This window comes from Saccharopolyspora sp. NPDC045839 (assembly GCF_056431645.1).
On sequence record NZ_JBWKKH010000007.1, the window covers coordinates 176159 to 191742 of the forward strand.

At 72.1% G+C, this 15584-nt stretch carries 15 protein-coding genes; 10 read left to right on the top strand and 5 right to left on the bottom strand.

Annotated features, from left to right (window positions below):
- Positions 1-134: 134 nt before the first annotated feature.
- On the bottom strand, positions 135-1880 hold the full coding sequence (locus AC07EQ_RS12865; RefSeq protein ID WP_478388151.1) for a proline--tRNA ligase: 1746 nt from the start codon (positions 1878-1880) through the stop codon (positions 135-137).
- A 124-nt stretch (positions 1881-2004) separates the two neighbouring features.
- Between AC07EQ_RS12865 and AC07EQ_RS12870 the strand changes: the two genes are divergently transcribed.
- The 9 genes from AC07EQ_RS12870 to cobM all read left to right on the top strand — a co-directional run bounded on the left by AC07EQ_RS12870 (position 2005) and on the right by cobM (position 11127).
- Entirely contained in the window at positions 2005-2358 is a 354-nt protein-coding gene (locus AC07EQ_RS12870) for a VOC family protein (RefSeq protein WP_478388152.1), read from the top strand.
- Positions 2359-2433: 75 nt separating this feature from the next.
- Positions 2434-3732 carry a cytochrome P450 gene (locus tag AC07EQ_RS12875; RefSeq protein ID WP_478388153.1) on the top strand — a complete coding sequence of 433 codons (1299 nt, stop codon included), beginning with the start codon at positions 2434-2436 and terminating at the stop codon, positions 3730-3732.
- A 203-nt stretch (positions 3733-3935) separates the two neighbouring features.
- Positions 3936-4865, top strand: a complete 930-nt coding sequence (locus tag AC07EQ_RS12880) for an endonuclease domain-containing protein (RefSeq protein WP_478388154.1) — start codon at positions 3936-3938, stop codon at positions 4863-4865.
- A gap of 66 nt (positions 4866-4931) precedes the next feature.
- A complete protein-coding gene (yaaA, locus tag AC07EQ_RS12885) occupies positions 4932-5675 on the top strand; it encodes a peroxide stress protein YaaA (RefSeq protein WP_478388155.1) in 744 nt (247 codons plus the stop codon).
- A 227-nt stretch (positions 5676-5902) separates the two neighbouring features.
- A complete protein-coding gene (locus tag AC07EQ_RS12890; RefSeq protein ID WP_478388156.1) occupies positions 5903-6865 on the top strand; it encodes a serine protein kinase RIO in 963 nt (320 codons plus the stop codon).
- Between the two features lie 227 nt (positions 6866-7092).
- On the top strand, positions 7093-8673 hold the full coding sequence (locus AC07EQ_RS12895) for a DEAD/DEAH box helicase (RefSeq protein WP_478388157.1): 1581 nt from the start codon (positions 7093-7095) through the stop codon (positions 8671-8673).
- Positions 8674-8729: 56 nt separating this feature from the next.
- On the top strand, positions 8730-9137 hold the full coding sequence (locus tag AC07EQ_RS12900; protein WP_397531472.1) for a pyridoxamine 5'-phosphate oxidase family protein: 408 nt from the start codon (positions 8730-8732) through the stop codon (positions 9135-9137).
- Between the two features lie 23 nt (positions 9138-9160).
- Positions 9161-10387 (top strand): precorrin-6y C5,15-methyltransferase (decarboxylating) subunit CbiE, encoded by a 1227-nt coding sequence (gene cbiE, locus AC07EQ_RS12905; RefSeq protein ID WP_478388158.1) that lies wholly within the window; start codon positions 9161-9163, stop codon positions 10385-10387.
- Entirely contained in the window at positions 10384-11127 is a 744-nt protein-coding gene (cobM, locus tag AC07EQ_RS12910) for a precorrin-4 C(11)-methyltransferase (protein WP_478388159.1), read from the top strand. Before cbiE ends, cobM begins: the two co-directional genes overlap by 4 nt.
- Here the strand turns inward: cobM and AC07EQ_RS12915 are convergent.
- Together AC07EQ_RS12915 and AC07EQ_RS12920 are read right to left on the bottom strand one after the other, a co-directional pair.
- On the bottom strand, positions 11124-11471 hold the full coding sequence (locus AC07EQ_RS12915) for a VOC family protein (RefSeq protein ID WP_478388160.1): 348 nt from the start codon (positions 11469-11471) through the stop codon (positions 11124-11126). The two genes, cobM and AC07EQ_RS12915, sit on opposite strands and share 4 nt — an antisense overlap.
- Before the next feature lie 58 nt (positions 11472-11529).
- Positions 11530-12621 carry a cobalt-precorrin-5B (C(1))-methyltransferase gene (locus tag AC07EQ_RS12920; protein WP_478388161.1) on the bottom strand — a complete coding sequence of 364 codons (1092 nt, stop codon included), beginning with the start codon at positions 12619-12621 and terminating at the stop codon, positions 11530-11532.
- A gap of 50 nt (positions 12622-12671) precedes the next feature.
- Here AC07EQ_RS12920 and AC07EQ_RS12925 point away from each other — a divergent pair, with 50 nt between their 5' ends.
- Positions 12672-13427, top strand: a complete 756-nt coding sequence (locus AC07EQ_RS12925; RefSeq protein ID WP_478388162.1) for a cobalt-precorrin-6A reductase — start codon at positions 12672-12674, stop codon at positions 13425-13427.
- On the opposite strand, the gene AC07EQ_RS12930 is transcribed toward AC07EQ_RS12925, so the two are convergent.
- On the bottom strand, positions 13415-14935 hold the full coding sequence (locus AC07EQ_RS12930; RefSeq protein ID WP_478388163.1) for a precorrin-2 C(20)-methyltransferase: 1521 nt from the start codon (positions 14933-14935) through the stop codon (positions 13415-13417). The genes AC07EQ_RS12925 and AC07EQ_RS12930 overlap by 13 nt on opposite strands.
- Positions 14932-15558, bottom strand: a complete 627-nt coding sequence (locus AC07EQ_RS12935; protein ID WP_478388259.1) for a precorrin-8X methylmutase — start codon at positions 15556-15558, stop codon at positions 14932-14934. Before AC07EQ_RS12935 ends, AC07EQ_RS12930 begins: the two co-directional genes overlap by 4 nt.
- Positions 15559-15584: the final 26 nt, after the last annotated feature.

Below are 15584 nucleotides of genomic sequence, written 5' to 3' on the forward strand. Positions count from 1 at the left end.
AGACCCTCCCAGCCCCAGCCGTGGTCCTCCCATGTTTTTGGCCCCCACCTGAGGGGTGGGGTTGTGTGGGTCTTGTGCGTTTCTGTACACACCCAAAAACCCCCACGGCCCCGTTACCAGCGAAAGCGGGCCTCTCAGCCCCGGACCACCTCGATGAGGTGCTGCACCGCGTTGTCCGCCTCGACCTCCGCGCGGTCGCCGGAGCGGCGGTCGCGGACCTCGACGACGCCCCTGGTCAGGCCCTTGCCCACCACCAGGACCGTCGGCACCCCGATCAGCTCGGAGTCGGCGAACTTCACGCCCGGCGACACCGTCCGGTCGTCCAGGATCACCTGCACGCCGGCCGCGTCGAGCTCGGCCGCGATGGCCTCGCCGCGTTCCCGGATGATCTCGTCCTTGCCCGCGATCACCACGTGCACGTCGGCGGGCGCCACCTCGCGCGGCCACACCAGGCCGACCTCGTCGTGGCTCTGCTCGGCGATCGCGGCCACCAGCCGCGACACGCCGACGCCGTAGGAGCCCATGGTGATGCGCTTCGGCTTGCCGTCCTGGCCGAGCGCGTCCAGCGAGAACGCGTCGGCGTACTTGCGGCCGAGCTGGAAGATGTGGCCGATCTCGATGCCGCGCGCGGCGACCAGGGTGCCGTGGCCGTCCGGCGACGGGTCGCCCTCGCGGACCTCGGCGGCCTCGATGGTGCCGTCCGGGGTGAAGTCCCGGCCGCACAGCAGGTCCACCACGTGGTGGTCGGTCTTGTCGGCGCCGGTGACCCACGCCGTCCCGGTCACCACGCGCGGGTCGGCCAGGTACCGGACGCCGTTGTCCTGCAACGCCTTCGGGCCGATGTAGCCCTTGACCAGGAACGAGTTGGCGGCGAAGTCGGCCTCCTCCAGCAGCGCCACCTCGGCGGGCTCCAGCGACGCCTCCAGCCGCTTCATGTCGACCTCGCGGTCACCGGGCACGCCCACGGCCAGCAGCTCCCAGTCCGACGAGCCCGGCTGCCGGGTCTTGACCAGCACGTTCTTCAGCGTGTCGGCCGCGGTGAACTTGCGGTCGGTGTTGGCGTTGAGGTAGTCGACCAGGGTCTCGATGGTCGGCGTGTTCGGCGTGTGGTGGACCTCGGCGGCCGCCTTGCCCTCGACCGGTTCGGCGGGCGGTGCGGGGGTGACCACGGCCTCGACGTTGGCGGCGAAGCCCGACTCGGTGCTGCGGACGAAGGTGTCCTCGCCGGTCTCGCTCTCGGCGAGGAACTCCTCGGACGCCGAACCGCCCATCGCGCCGGAGGTGGCCGCGACGATCACGTAGCGCAGCCCGACCCGGTCGAAGATCCGGATGTAGGCGTCGCGATGCAGCTGGTACGAGTTCGCCAGGCCCTCGTCGTCCAGGTCGAAGGAGTAGGAGTCCTTCATGACGAACTCGCGGCCGCGCAGGATGCCGGCGCGGGGCCGCTCCTCGTCCCGGTACTTCGTCTGGATCTGGTACAGCATGACCGGGTAGTCCTTGTAGGAGCTGTACTCGCCCTTGACGGTGAGCGCGAACAGCTCCTCGTGCGTCGGACCGAGCAGGTAGTCGCCGCCCTTGCGGTCCTTCAGCCGGAACAGGTTCGGGCCGTACTCGGTCCAGCGGTTGGTCGCGTCGTAGGGCTCCTTCGGCAGCAGCGCGGGGAAGTGGATCTCCTGCGCGCCGATCGCGTTCATCTCCTCGCGCACGACCTCCTCGATCTTGCGCAGCACCCGCAGGCCCAGCGGCAGCCACGAGTAGATGCCCGGCGCGATCCGGCGGACGTAGCCGGCGCGGACGAGCAGCTTGTGGCTCGGCACCTCGGCGTCGGCCGGATCCTCGCGCAGGGTACGCAGGAACAACGTCGACATCCTCGTGATCACGGCTACTAGCTCCTCGTCCGGCCCGATACGTCAACCGCAGGGTAGCGACCCACCCCGGGGTCACCACCAGCGGATTACCCGCGCCGCCCGGCGGCTGTCGGGGTCGGCGCCTATCTTCCGCGCCATGGCACTGAACATCGGCATGGTGACGATCGACTGCGCATCGCCCCGGAAGCTGGCCGACTTCTGGACGCAGGCCCTGGACACCTCCGTCGTCCTAGACGTCGGCGAGTTCGTGATGCTCGCCGCGAACCAGGAGGGCGGGGTGGCGCTCGGGTTGCAGCAGGTGCCGGAGCCGCGCGCCGGGAAGAACCGGGTCCACGTGGACCTGGGCACCACCGACCGGCAGGCCGAGGTGCGCCGCCTCGTCGAGCTGGGCGCCACGGAGGTCGGCGAGCACGAGGGGCCCGGCGGCCTGGCTTGGACCGTGCTCCGGGACCCGGAGGGCAACGAGTTCTGCGTGGCCAGCGGACACTGATCCGGTTGGCCCATTGTGGGGCCGCCGCGGGTGCGGTTACCTCGAACGAGGTGTCCGTTTCACGTAGGGGGTCCGATGTCCGCTCAGCAGGCCCGCAGCGACAACGGCCGATTAACGGAGTGGAGCCTCCGCACGCGCCTGCTCGCGCAGGGGGCGCTGACCTGGCTCTTCGCCGTGCGCGGCGACCCGATGGCGCGCCTGTTGCACGCCCCGTGGCGGGACGATCCTTACCCGCTCTACCGGCAGATGCGCGAGCAGGGGCCGCTGGTGCGCAGCAAGCTCGGGGTGCTGGTCGCGACGACCCACCAGCTGTGCGACGAGGTGCTGCGGGACCGGCGGTTCGGCGTGCGCACCAGCGACGGCTCCTACGGCGACCCGACGGCCGCCGCCGTTGACCTGCAGCTCTCGCTGCTGGAGCTCGATCCGCCCGATCATTCGCGGTTGCGCAAGCTCGCCGCCCCGGCCTTCCGGCCGCGCCGCCTGGAGACCTACCGCGAGCGCATCGAGCAGATCGCCCACGACCTGCTGGACCGGGCCGCCGAGCGCCGCGAGTTCGACGTGGTGCGGGACTTCGCCGGGCCGCTGCCGATCCGGGTGATCTGCGAGCTGCTCGGGCTGCCGCCGCTGGACGCGCAGCGGCTGGCGCACCACGGCACGGTGCTGGCCGGCGCGCTGGACGGGGTCCGATCGGCCCGCCAGCTCCGGCAGATGCGGGAGTCCTTCGGCGAGCTCGACGCGATGTTCACCGGGCTGATCGAGCAGCGCCGCGCGGAGCCCGGCGAGGACATCGTCAGCGACCTGGTCGCGGCCCTCGACCAGGACAAGCTGACCGGCGCCGAACTGGTGCAGCTGTGCGACCTGCTGCTGGTCGCCGGTTTCGAGACGACGGTCAACCTGATCGGCAACGGCACCCTCGCGCTGCTGCAGCACCCGGAGCAGTGGGATCTGCTGCGGTCCGATCCCGGCATGGCGTCGGCCGTGGTGGAGGAGACGCTCCGCTGGGATCCACCCGTTCAGGTGACGATGCGGATCGCGCACGAGCCGGTGGAGCTGGCCGGTCGCCGGCTCCGGGCGGACACGCCGGTGCTGGCGGTGCTGGCGTCGGCAGGACGGGACCCGGCGGTGCACGACGACCCGGACCGGTTCGACATCACCCGCCCGGACCGGGCGGATCACCTCGCGTTCTCCTCGGGCATCCACTACTGCCTGGGCGCGCCGCTGGCCCGGCTGGAGGCGGAGATCGCGTTCCGCTGCCTGGCGACCCGCCTGCCGGGGCTGCGCCGGGCGGGCGCGGTGGTCCGCCGCCCGACGTCGATCATCCACGGCCTGTCCGCACTACCGGCCACCGCCGACCGCACCCTCTCGCCCGCCTGACCCTCTCCCCCGCCTGACGTCACCCCCGCCTGACGTCTCCCCCGCCTGACGTCACCCGTCCCGACCCGAGGTCCCGCAATTTCAATGGAAATCGAACCTTCGATTTCCATTGAAATTGCGGAAGTTATCCACAAGGGGCTCGACCTATCCACATATTTTCGACGAGGTGTATCTGATCGAGGGTCTCGCGCCTCTATATCTACATGGCACTCCAACCGTTCCCTCCCGAAATCGGCGACACCCCCCACAAGCTCTTCCTCCGATCCGAGGCCATCGCCGCGGGTCTCACCGACTGGCAGTTGCGGGGCAGCGCGTTCCGCAAGGTGCTGCACGGGGTTTACACCACCTGCGACACCCAGCTGACGCACGAGCTCAAATGTGCCGCAGCGGCCATGACCTTGCCGAGCGGCTCGGTGATCACCGGCCGATCCGCTGCGACGCTGCGTGGCGTGCCGCTCGCGGACTTCAGGGCGCCGGTCGAAGTGATCGTGCCCCGCGAGGACGGGATGCTTCGCAGGCAAGGACTCCGCTGCACCGCTGCCCGAGCCCTCGACTTCGAGCATTCGTCGTGGCGCGGGATCGGGGTGGCGGGATTTCCGCGCATTTCGTTCGACGTCCTGAAGCAGCGCTCGATGTCCCAAGCCGTCGCGTACTGCGACGCACTGCTGCACGCGGGGAGCATCACGATCGAGGAGATCGCGGGCTTCCTGGTAGGCAGGAAGGATCATGGAATCGTCCGGGCGCGTATGCGGCTCGAACATCTCGACGGCCGCGCGGAGTCCGTGCCGGAGTCGATCCTCCGCGTCGAACTCGCGCTGCGCGGACTACGCCCGGTTCCGCAGCTGGAGGTATTCGATGGTGATGGATTCGTCGCGCGCGTGGACCTCGCCTTCGAAGCCGCCCGGGTCGCGGTCGAGTACGACGGGGGATGGCATGCGGACCCGGCGCAGATCAAGCGCGACGAGATCCGGCGGAACCGTCTCAGGAGTCTCGGGTGGGTCGTCATCGTCGTGACGAACGACCAGCTCCGGGAGGGTTTCGACCAGGTCGTTGCGAGGATCCAGGCCGCGTTGCAGCACCAGTACGCAATTTCCATTGAAATTGGAGGTTCGATTTCAATGGAAATTGCGTGACCTCGGCGGTGAGGCGCTGCGCACCGGGCTCGTCGGCCTTGCCTGGGGACCGCTTAGCCTGGTGGGGTGTTGGTTCTGCTTCCTCCTTCGGAGACCAAGGCCGCCGGCGGCGCGGGCGCGCCGCTGGACTTGGACGCCCTGTCCCATCCGGAGTTGACGCCCACCCGGCGGAAGCTGATCGAGGCACTGTCCACTTTGGCCCATGACGTGCCCGCCAGCCTGACCGCGCTGGGGTTGTCGGAGCGCCAGGTCGAGGAGGTCGAGCGCAACGCAGAGCTGTGGGATTCGCCCACTGCTCCGGCGCTCGAACGCTACACCGGGGTGCTCTACGACGCGCTGGACGTCCGGTCGCTGTCGGCCGCCGAGCGCGCACGGGCCGATGCCCGGCTGGCCGTCGCTTCGGCGCTGTTCGGGCTGGTCCGGGGCACCGACGCGATCCCCGCCTACCGCCTGTCCGGGGGCAGCGCGCTGCCCGGGTTCGGGACGCTGCGCAGCGTGTGGCGCCCGGTGCTGGAGCCGGTGCTCGCCGACGCCGACGCGCTGGTGGTCGACCTGCGGTCGGGCGCGTACTCGGCGCTGGCCAAGGTGCCGAACGCCGTCACGGTCCGCGTGCTGTCCGAAGACTCGGCGGGCAAGCGGAAAGTCGTCAGCCACCACAACAAGTCGCACAAGGGGAAGCTGGCCCGGGCTCTGGCCCGGACGCCCGCGGAGCCCGGTGCGCTCGAGGACGTCCTCGACGTGGCCACCGATGCCGGGCTGCAGGTGGAACGCGAGGGTGCGCGCGGGCTCTGCGTCGTCGTCCGGGCCTGACTTTCCGGGCGCGGAAATTCGGTTGCGGCGGCGGCCGTCGATCGATCAGACTTGCTTCGGCCGGTTGACATGGCTCGGAAAGCTGGAGGGAGGTTCGACATGGTGGCCTTTGTGACCTTCGCGCGCGTGCATATTCCGCGCAGCTACCCCCGAACCCGCCTCTCTCCGCCACGCGTGCGCTGAAACACCGGTGCCCGGCGGAGGTCCCGCTTGAGGAGCACCAGATCTTGTCTGCGTACGACGAGTACGACCCGGACTTCATCCGCATCACGAAGCCGATCAAGAACCGCAAGCCGAAGCAGTCGAAGAAGCGCCGCTTCGACGACGAGCCGATGCGGCGCGGCCGGCTCACCGAGGAGGAACGCACCCTGCTCGCCGCGCTGCGCGACGAGCCAGAACCACAACCGCTGCCCGACGGCGCCGACCGCTGGTCCACCTGGGACACCGGGGAGCGCGGCCCCGAGCCGCACCCGCCCTGGCTGGTGACCGAGCTGGCCGCGGTCGACCACGAGCTGGGCGTGCTCAAGACCGGCAAGGAAGCCGACGTGCACCTGCTGCGCAGGTCGTTGCCCGGCGGGAGTTCCTGCCTGCTCGCGGCGAAGCGGTACCGCGACATGGACCACCGGATGTTCCACCGCGACGCGGGCTACCTCGAAGGCCGGCAGATGCGCAAGTCCCGCGAGATGCGGGCGATGCAGCAGCGCAGCTCGTTCGGGCGCGGCATGATCGCGCAGCAGTGGGCGGTGGCGGAGTTCGCCGTGCTGTCGTCGCTGTGGCTGGCCGGCGTGCCGGTGCCCTACCCCGTGCAGCGCGTCGGCACCGAGGTCCTGCTGGAGTTCCTGGGCTCCGCCGACGGGACGGCGGCTCCGCGGCTCGCGGCGCTGCGGCCGACGCCGGACGAGCTCGACGAGCTCTGGCTGCAACTCGTCGACGCGCTCGTGGTGCTGGCCGAGCAGGGTTACACCCACGGCGACCTGTCCGCGTACAACGTGCTCGTGCACGACGGCAGGCTGATGCTGATCGACCTGCCGCAGGCGGTCGATCTCGCGGCGAATCCGCGGGGGCTCGAATTCCTGCGACGTGACGCGGACAACATCGCCGGCTGGTTCCGCGCCCGCGGCGCCGACGAGCACCTGGCGAATCCCGAGGAACTGACGGTTCTCCTTGCCACAGCGGGAAATGTGATGTGACCGCGGTCTCAGCGCCGGGTCCGGCCGCCGCGCACGCCAGCCACCGGCGACCGCGCGTGATCAGCTAGACTCGGCGCTGAACCGGGCCGGGAAACCCCCCGGCCGACCACGAGTCGACGGACTCGGAATCCACATCTATCGGCGCGAATGCGCCGGGCTCGTCCTTGCGATCGCACGCGGTCTCCGCGAAGCCTCCCCGTGACGTGCCGCATCTCGGGAGTCTCTTCGTGCCATCAAGTTCGTACAACACGCCCGCGCGCTCGTCCCGGCGGCCCCGCCGGCGCCGCCCGCAGTCCCAGCAGCCGGCGCCGAAGCGCAGCCTGTTCGACGAGGTCGGCGTCACAGCCGTCGACCCGGCGCCCTTCGACCAGCTCGGGCTGCCCAAGCGGCTGGTGCGCGCCCTGGCCGACGGCGGGATGGTCGAGGCCTTCCCGATCCAGGCGGCCACCATCCCGGACGCGTTGACCGGACGGGACGTGCTGGGCCGGGGCCAGACCGGGTCCGGCAAGACGCTGGCCTTCGGCCTGCCGCTGCTGGCGATGCAGGAGGGCAACGCGCGCCCGCTGCACCCGCGCGGGCTGGTGCTGGTGCCGACCCGCGAACTGGCGACGCAGGTCACGGACGCCCTCAAGCCGCTGGCCAAGGCGCTCGGCCTCTACGTCCGCGAGGTCGTCGGCGGCACCTCCTTCACCCGGCAGGCCGACACGCTGCGCCGGGGCGTGGACGTGCTGGTCGCGACGCCCGGCAGGCTGGCCGACCACGTGCGCCAGGGCACCTGCGTGCTGTCCGAAGTGGAGCGGACCGCGCTCGACGAGGCCGACCAGATGGCGGACATGGGCTTCCTGCCGCAGGTCCGGGAGCTGCTCGACCTGGTCCCGGCCGACGGCCAGCGCCTGCTGTTCTCCGCGACGCTGGACGGCGACGTCGACAAGCTCGTCGAGCGCTACATGACCGACCCGGTGGTGCACTCGCTGGCACCCCCGGCGGCGAGCGTGGACAGCATGGAGCACCACCAGCTCCTGGTGTCCGCGGTGGAGAAGCAGGCGGTGCTCGCCCGCATCGCGGCCCGCGAGGGCCGCACGATCATGTTCGTGCGCACCAAGCACCACGCCGACCGGCTCGCGAAGAAGCTGCGCGCGGTCGGGATCCGGGCCGGGGCGCTGCACGGCGGCAAGGCCCAGAACGCGCGCACCCGGATCCTCGACGAGTTCAAGACCGGCGAGACCGAGACCCTGGTGGCGACGAACGTCGCCGCGCGCGGCATCCACGTGGACGACGTCAGCCTGGTGGTGCACGTCGAGCCGCCGGCCGACCCCAAGGACTACCTGCACCGAGCAGGCCGGACCGCCCGTGCGGGTGCGACCGGCACCGTCGTCACCCTGGTCACGGACGACCAGAAGCAGGCCTTCCGGACGATGGCGAACCAGGCCGGGGTCACGGCCACGACCACGACGGTCCGCCCGGAGGACGCCGAACTGGCGCGCCTGACCGGAGCCCGCGAACCCGACGGCGTCGCCATCGTCGACCCGAAGCGGCGCGAAGCGCCGCGCAGCAGGACCGCGAAGCAGAGCGGTGCGCCGCGCAGTCGCGGTGCGAGGCAGAGCGAAGCGCCGCGAGGCGCGAAGCGGCGCACCGAGCACGAGGTCGGCGAGCCCAGGGCGAGCCGCAGGCCGCGCCGCGCGGAGGGCAACGGCCAGGTGCGCCGCGACAGCGGCCGCAGCGCCGAAGGCGCGCACGGTCCGTCCGGGCGCGGTGCCCGGCGGGGCCACGGCACCCGCAACGACCGCGGCGGTGCGCGCCGGGGGTGACGCGCGGCTGCGGCGCTCGTGAACACGGGTCGCCAACCCGAGCAGGAGGGAAACCGGTGGGCCAGAAGTCGCCGCTGGACGGCAAGGGCGAGGATTTCCTGCAGTTCTGGCAGGAACGGCACCTGTGCACGCTGACGACGGTGCGCCGCGACGGCACACCGCACGTGGTTCCGGTGGGTGTGACCCTCGACGTCGAGTCGGCGGTCGCGCGCGTGATCTCCTCGGGCACCTCGCACAAGGTGCGCCAGATCCTCGCCGCCGGGCCGGCGGGCGTGCCCGCCTCGGTCTGCCAGGTCGACGGGCGGCGCTGGTCCACATTGGAGGGTCGCGCCGTGGTGCGGGACGATCCCGGCGCCGTGGCCGATGCGGAGGCCCGGTACGAGCAGCGCTACAAGAAGCCCCGCCCCAACCCGTCCCGCGTGGTGATCGAGATCTCCGTGACGAAGGTCCTCGGCACGGTCTAGCGGCGACGTGGTGAGGTGGTGCGGTGACCGTTCACCAGGAGAAGCCGGAGCTCGTCCACGTCGTGGGCATCGGGGCCGACGGCGCAGCGGGTCTGTCGCCGCACGCCCGGGAGATCGTCGATTCCGCGGACGTGCTGTTCGGCAGCTCGCGGCAGCTCGACCTCGTGCCCGAAGCGAACGGGCGGCGGGTGACCTGGCCCACGCCCATGCTGCCCGCGCTGCCCGGCCTGCTCGCCGAGCACGCCGACCGGTCGATCTGCGTGCTGGCCAGCGGTGACCCGATGTTCTACGGGGTCGGCGCGACCCTGGTGAAGCTGCTGGGCCGGGATCGGGTGCGGATCGTTGCGCACCCGTCATCGCTGTCGCTGGCCTGCTCTCGAATGGGCTGGCCGCTGCAGGAAACGGCCGTCGTGAGCCTCGTCGGCAGGCCGGTGGAGCTGCTGCACCCCCGGCTCCAGCCGGGAAACCGGTTGCTGGTCCTCAGTTCCGACGGCGGCACGCCGGACGAGGTGGCCTCACTGCTGCGGGCCCGCGGTTACGGACCGAGCAGCATGACGGTGCTGTCCGATCTCGGCGGCGTGCAGGAGGGCAGGACGAGTTCCACCGCGGACGACTGGGACCGGCCGGCGGTGAGTCCGCTCAACGTGATCGCGGTCGAGTGCCGCCCAGCTCCCGAGGCGAAGCTCCTGTCCAGCACACCAGGTCTGCCCGACGACGCCTTCGAGCACGACGGGCAGCTCACCAAGCGCGACGTGCGGGCGATCACGCTGGCACGGCTGGCCCCGACCCCCGGGCAGTTGTTGTGGGACGTCGGTGCGGGCGCCGGTAGCATCGCGATCGAGTGGATGCGCAGCGATCCGACCTGCCGGGCGATCGCGATCGAGCACCGCGAGGACCGGGCACGGCGCATCGCGACGAACGCGAGCGCGCTGGGCGTTCCCGGCCTCCAGGTCGTCACCGGAGCCGCGCCCAGCGCGCTGGACGGGCTGGACGAACCCGACGCGATCTTCATCGGTGGCGGTGGCACCGCACCGGGCGTGCTGGAGGCGTGCTGGGCCGCCCTGCGGCGAGGCGGCCGGCTGGTGGTCAACGCGGTCACATTGGAGTTGGAGGTGCTGGTGACCGACTGGTACGGCCGCCACGGCGGTGAGCTGGTCCGGATCTCGGTGGAGCGCGCGGCGCCGATCGGTGGCTACACCGGCTGGCGACCGGCGATGCCGGTGACGCAGTGGGCGGTGAGCAAGCGATGACAGTGCGTTTCGTGGGTGCCGGGCCGGGCGCCGCAGACCTGATCACCGTGCGGGGCCGCGACGTGATCGCCTCGTCGCCGGTATGCCTGTACGCGGGCAGCCTGGTGCCGGCGGAGCTGCTGGCGCACTGCCCGGCCGACGCCAGGCTGGTGGACACGGCGAAGCTGACGCTGGACGAGATCCTCGCCGAGATGCTGGCCGCCCACGGGGCCGGGCTCGACGTGGCGCGGCTGCACTCCGGGGACCCGTCGGTGTTCAGCGCCGTCGCCGAGCAGATGCGCCGGCTCGACACGGCCGGGATCCCCTACGAGGTGGTGCCGGGCGTGCCGGCGTTCGCGGCCGCGGCGGCGTCGCTGAAGCGGGAGTTCACCGTGCCGGGGGTCGGGCAGACCGTGGTGCTCACCCGCACGTCCGCGCGTGCGACACCGATGCCCGAGCACGAGGACCTCGCCACGCTCGGCCGGAGCCGGGCGACGATGGTGCTGCACCTCGCGGTCAACCGCATCGAGCAGCTCGTCGAGGAGCTGCTGCCCAACTACGGTGCGGACTGCCCCGTGGCCGTCGTCGCGAACGCGAGTCGCGCGGACGAGATCGTCCTGCGCGCAACGCTTTCCGACATCGCGGAACGCGTGCGCGCCGCGGGCATCGTGCGAACCGCCGTTGTCGTGGTGGGCCAGGTGCTGACCGCGTCGGAGTTCCCCGACAGCCACCTCTACTCCGCCACCCGCTGCCGCGACTAGGACCTGGACCCCCGGTGGTCCGCAATTTCCATTGAAATCGAAGGTTCGATTTCAATGGAAATTGCGGGCCTGAGGCCGGGGACGCCGCTGTCGCACGAGATGCGGTGGACATGCGCGCGAGTTCGTCCCGGTCGACCACCGCGAACCCACGCGGCCGAGTGCGGAACCGTCCGTCGCCGGGGGAACCGGGCGTCGCCGTGCTGCGAACCCGGCATCACCTCGGTCTCCGTGTCACCCGGCTCGCACTCCGGATGCAGCGGACGGCCCGTCACACCGCTCCAGAACCGGGCGAGCTCGTAGGCGTCCGCGCAGTCGATGGCCACGTTCTGCAATACCGAAACCATGCGCGCGAGCCTTCCCGACTTCCGCTCCGAGCACCACCGGATTACGGCGGCCCGCGCGCTACGCCTCGGTGCGGCCGACGATGGTGCCCGCCCGGTCGATGACGACCACGTCCACCGAAACCGGTGCCCCGCGCAGGGTTTCGAGGCACACCGCCCGTGCCCGCTCGGCGATGAGATCGCCGAGCGGGAGGCTCGCGGCGAGGCAGAGCTGCAGCGCTTCGAGCGCGGTGTTGGCGCCCCTGATCCGGGCGGCCAGTTCGCCGCTGCCGCCCGCGTCGCGCACGATCCCGGCGAGCGAGGCCAAATCGACCTGGGACCGCTTGGAGTGCAGGTCCATGTGCCCGTCGGCGAGCTTGGAGATCTTCCCGATGCCGCCGGCGATCGTGAGCCGGGGAACCGGGTGCCGCCGCAGGTACTTCAGCACCGCGCCGGCGAAGTCGCCCATGTCGAGCAGCGCCTCGCCGGGCAGCGCGTGGAGTTCCGCGGCGACCTTCTCCGAGGTGCTCCCCGTGCACCCGGCGACGTGTTCGAGCCCTGCCGCCCGGGCGACGTCGACGCCGCGGCGGATGCTGTCGATCCACGCCGAGCACGAGTACGGCACGACGACGCCCGTGGTGCCCAAGATGGACAGTCCGCCCAGGATCCCCAGCCGCGGGTTCCAGGTGTGCCGGGCGAGTTCCGCCCCGTCGTCGACGGACACCTCGACGACGACGTCGCCGCTGCCGCCGTGCTCCTCGGCCACGCGCGCGACGACGTCGCGGATCAGCTGCCGCGGCACGGGGTTGATCGCCGGTTCGCCGACCGGCAGCGGCAGGCCGGGCTTGGTGATGGTGCCCACACCCTCCCCCGCCCGGAACACCACGCCCTGCCCCGGTTCCGCGGGGCGGACCGTGACCGACACGAGAGCGCCGTGCGTGACGTCGGGGTCGTCGCCGGCGTCCTTGATCACGCCTGCCGTCGCGAAGCCGTCGCCCAGCCGCTCGCGCGCGAGCGCGAAGGCCGGCCGATGCCCCTTCGGCAGGATGATCTCGACGGGATCTGGGAACGTCCCGGTCAGCAGTGCCGTGTAGGCAGCCGCCGTCGACGCCGTGGCGCAGGCCCCCGTCGTCCAGCCGTACCGGAGGCCCGATCCCTCCCCTCGCCCGCTCATACCGGGAGAATGCTCCTCATGCGGTTCGCAGCGACAACGGGGCGGGTCGGATGACCCGCGTGCTCGTCCTCGGTGGCACCGGCGAGGCCAGGAAGCTCGCCGAACGGCTCGCCGAGCGGCCGGACCTGCGCGTCACGTCCTCGCTCGCCGGCCGGGTCCGCGAGCCGCAGCTGCCGCCGGGCGAGGTGCGCGTCGGCGGCTTCGGCGGTGTCGACGGGCTGGCCGACTGGATTCGGCGCGAGCAGGTCGACGCGGTCGTCGACGCCACCCACCCGTTCGCCGGCACGATCACCGAAAACGCCGTGGCGGCAGCGGAACGCGCGGGATGCCCGATCCTGGTGCTGTGCCGTCCCGCGTGGCGGCCGGGTCCAGGGGACGACTGGCGGGCGGCGTCGTCCTTGGCCGCGGCCGCGGAGCTGCTGCCCGAGCTGGGCGAACGGATCTTCCTCACCACCGGCCGGCAGGGCCTCGCGCACTTCGCCGCGCTCGACCTGCGGTTCCTGGTGCGGACCGTCGATCCGCCGGAACCGCCGCTGCCGCCGCGCACCACGGTGCTGCTCGCCCGCGGGCCGTTCACGGTCGACGACGAGCGCACCCTGCTGCGGGAGCACCGCATCGACGTCGTCGTCACCAAGAACAGCGGCGGTTCGATGACGAGCGCGAAGCTCACCGCGGCCCGCGAGCTCGGGCTGCCGGTGGTGGTGGTCGAGCGGCCGCCCCAGCCCGCCGCGCACTCGGCGGAGACCGTCGAGGACGCCGTCGCCTGGCTCGATTCCGCGCTGCGCCAACGAGATCACGCCGGGTAGCGCCGCGGCGTGAACACGACGTCGCGCCCGTCGGCGCCGTCGACGAGCCGCGTCGTCGACGAGCCGATCAGCAGCAGGCACCGCATGTCCACATCGGACGGATCGAGGTCGGCCAGGCGCACCACCTTGATGCTCTCCGCCGGGCCGCCGACGTCCCGGCCGATGACCACCGGCGTGTCGGGCGAGCGGTGCTCCAGGACCGCGTCCCGGGCGGCCGCGACCTGCCAGGTCCGGCTGCGCGAAGCGGGGTTGTAGATCGCCATGACCAGGTCCGCCGACGCCGCGGCGCGCAGCCGCTCGACGATCACCTCCCACGGCTTGAGCCGGTCGGAAAGCGACAGCACGCAGAAGTCGTGGCCCAGCGGCGCGCCGACGCGGCTGGCCACCGCCTGCGCCGCCGTCATGCCGGGCAGGACCCGCACGGGCACGTCCGATCGCTCCGCCGCGACCTCCAGCACCGCGCTGGCCATCGCGAACACCCCGGGATCACCGGAGGAGACCACCGCGACCCGCGACCCGCGCCTGGCCAGCTCCAGCGCGAACTCCGCGCGTTCGGCCTCCACCCGGTTGTCGGACGCGTGCTTGCGCTGCCGCGGGTTGTCCGGGATCCGGGCGAGGTACGGGGCGTAACCGACCAGGTCGTCGGCCGCGGCGAGCGCCGCCTGCGCCTCCGGCGTCACCCACTCGCGGCCGCCGGGTCCGAGCCCGACCACCACGACCTCGCCCCGTTCCGCGCCGCGGTCGGCGGCCGCAGCGGCGGCGTGGATCGCGGTGTCCGAATTCGCCGGTCCGGGCAGCAGCGCCAGCGAGAAGTACGGGACGGTTTCCGGGTCGACGTCCGCGAGCGGCCGCAAGCGCTGCCGATCCGTGGTCGCGCGCTCGGCGTACCAGGCCTCGTCCAGGCGGCCCGCCTTCTCGAACGCCTGCCGCACGCCTTCGAAGGTGCGCCCCAGCTTGAGCACCGCGGCGGCATCGGTCGTGGCGAGCCGTTCGGCGAGGACGTCCGGCGGGAGCGTGCCCGGCAGCACGGTGAAGATCTCGTCGCGCTCGGCCAGCGGGCGCCCGAGCGCCGCCGACGCGCCGCTGACCGAGGTGATGCCGGGGACGACCTCGGCGCGGAAGCGCCCGGCCAGCCGCTTGTGCATGTGCATGTAGGAGCCGTAGAAGAGCGGGTCGCCCTCGGCGAGCACGACGACGTCCCGCCCGGCGTCGAGGTGCGCCGCGAGCCGGGCCGCGCAGTCCGCGTAGAACTCGTCGATGGCGCCCTGGTAGCCGCCCGGGTGATCGGTGGTCTCGGTGGTCACCGGGTAGACGAGGGCCTCCTCGATCTGCCCCGGCCGCAGGTACGGCTCGGCGACGGACCTCGCGATGCTCCTGCCGTGCCGGGCGCTGTGGTACGCGATCACCTCGGCCCGCTCGATCAGCCGGGCGGCCTTGACCGTCACCAGCTCCGGGTCGCCGGGACCGAGACCCACGCCGAAAAGCGTGCCCTTGCCGTTGCTGCTCACTCTTCCTCGCTCGCGATCGCGTTGATGGCGGCCACCGCCATGGCGCTGCCGCCGCGGCGGCCGTGCACCACCAGGTGGTCCAGCCCGGCGGGGTGCGCCGCCAACGCCTCCTTCGATTCCGCGGCACCGATGAAGCCGACGGGCAGCCCCAGCACCGCGGCGGGCTTCGGGGCGCCGTCCTCGATCATCTCCAGCAGCCGGAACAGCGCCGTCGGGGCGTTGCCGATCGCGACGACCGAGCCCGCCAGCCGGTCGCGCCACAGCTCCAGTGCCGCGGCGCTGCGCGTCGTGCCCAGCTCGCGAGCCAGGTCCGGGACCCGATCGTCGGACAGCGTGCAGATCACGTCGTTGTCCGCGGGCAGGCGGCGCCGGGTCACGCCGGCGGCGACCATCGCGGCGTCGCACAGCACCGGCGCACCGGCGCGGAGGGCCGCGCGCGCGTTGAGCACCGCGTCCGCCGAGTACGCCAGGTCGTCGACCAGGTCGACCATGCCGCAGGCGTGGATCATCCGCACCGCTACCCCGGCCACCTCCGGCGGCAGGCCGCTCAGGGCGGCTTCCGCGCGGATCGTGGCGAAGGAGCGGCGGTAGATCTCCGCCCCTTCCCGGACGTATTCGGGCACCCCGCGATAGCGGGTCGCCCCGTTGT

Coding starts and splice junctions, on each gene's coding strand:
- AC07EQ_RS12870 (WP_478388152.1), top strand. CDS start 2,005: ATGGCACTGAACATCGGCATGGTGACGATCGACTGCGCATCGCCCCGG.
- AC07EQ_RS12875 (WP_478388153.1), top strand. CDS start 2,434: ATGTCCGCTCAGCAGGCCCGCAGCGACAACGGCCGATTAACGGAGTGG.
- AC07EQ_RS12880 (WP_478388154.1), top strand. CDS start 3,936: ATGGCACTCCAACCGTTCCCTCCCGAAATCGGCGACACCCCCCACAAG.
- cobM (WP_478388159.1), top strand. CDS start 10,384: ATGACAGTGCGTTTCGTGGGTGCCGGGCCGGGCGCCGCAGACCTGATC.
- AC07EQ_RS12915 (WP_478388160.1), bottom strand. CDS start 11,471: ATGGTTTCGGTATTGCAGAACGTGGCCATCGACTGCGCGGACGCCTAC.
- AC07EQ_RS12920 (WP_478388161.1), bottom strand. CDS start 12,621: ATGAGCGGGCGAGGGGAGGGATCGGGCCTCCGGTACGGCTGGACGACG.
- AC07EQ_RS12925 (WP_478388162.1), top strand. CDS start 12,672: ATGACCCGCGTGCTCGTCCTCGGTGGCACCGGCGAGGCCAGGAAGCTC.